This window comes from Romboutsia sp. 13368, assembly GCF_018336475.1.
GTDB lineage: Bacteria > Bacillota > Clostridia > Peptostreptococcales > Peptostreptococcaceae > Romboutsia.
Window position 1 is genome coordinate 2,130,565 of the sequence record NZ_CP048741.1, and the last position, 1,034, is coordinate 2,131,598.

The 1,034-nt window shown below is 27.1% G+C and carries 1 protein-coding gene; it reads left to right on the forward strand.

From position 1 onward, the window contains the following. The first annotated feature begins 147 nt into the window (after nucleotides 1–147). Nucleotides 148–891, forward strand: a complete 744-nt coding sequence (pflA, locus tag G3997_RS08890) for a pyruvate formate-lyase-activating protein (RefSeq protein ID WP_296645425.1) — start codon at nucleotides 148–150, stop codon at nucleotides 889–891. Nucleotides 892–1,034 lie beyond the last annotated feature (143 nt).

Here is a 1,034-nt window from a genome sequence, read left to right on the forward strand (position 1 = left end):
TATATAAAATATATAAGTAATAATTTCTTAACAGTTTATATAGACTTAAAATCTGTAATATCATATAATTTAATTGTATAGTTTTGTATACAGTATATTATATTACATTGTAATAAATTAATTAAAATCAGCTTAGAGGTGACTATTATGGTAAAAGGAAGAGTTCATTCAATAGAAACATTTGGAACAGTAGATGGTCCAGGAATAAGATTTATACTATTTATGCAAGGATGTCCATTAAGATGTAAGTATTGTCACAATAGAGATACTTGGGATGTAAAATCAGGAACAGAATATACAACAGATGAAATAATCGCTCAAGCTTCAAAATATAAATCATATATGAATGCTTCAGGTGGTGGAATAACTGTATCTGGTGGTGAAGCAACTTTACAACCTGAGTTTTTAAAAGAGTTATTTATAAAAGCAAAGAAAAATAATATTCATACATGTCTAGACACATCTGGATTTGTTAACATAGATGTTATAGACCCTATATTAGATAATACAGACCTTGTATTACTTGATTTAAAACATATGATAGAAGAAGAATCTAAAAATTTAACCGGTGTTGGAGTAGAAAAAGCTCTAAAATTAGCTAAACATTTAGATGAAAGAAATATCCCAGTTTGGATAAGACACGTATTAGTTCCAGGTATAACAGATACTAAAGAGAATTTAGAAGCATTAGGTGGATTCGTATCTAAACTTAATAACGTAGAAAGATTTGAATTCTTACCATATCATTCTATAGGCGTTCATAAATGGGAAAGTATGGGATTAAATTATGAATTAAAACATATTGAAGATGCTACTAGCGAAGATGTGGCTAGAGCTAGTGAAATAGTAGAAAAGTTCGGTGTTAACGTATTTAATACTAAATCTAAGTAAACAATAAAGACTATCTTAAATTCAAGATAGTCTTTTATTACTTTTCCTATAAATTTATATTAAAATTCTATATCTTCAATTTCAATATTATCTATTGCATCTTGTATTAATTTTTCCACATCTAATTTACTTTCTGACTTCTC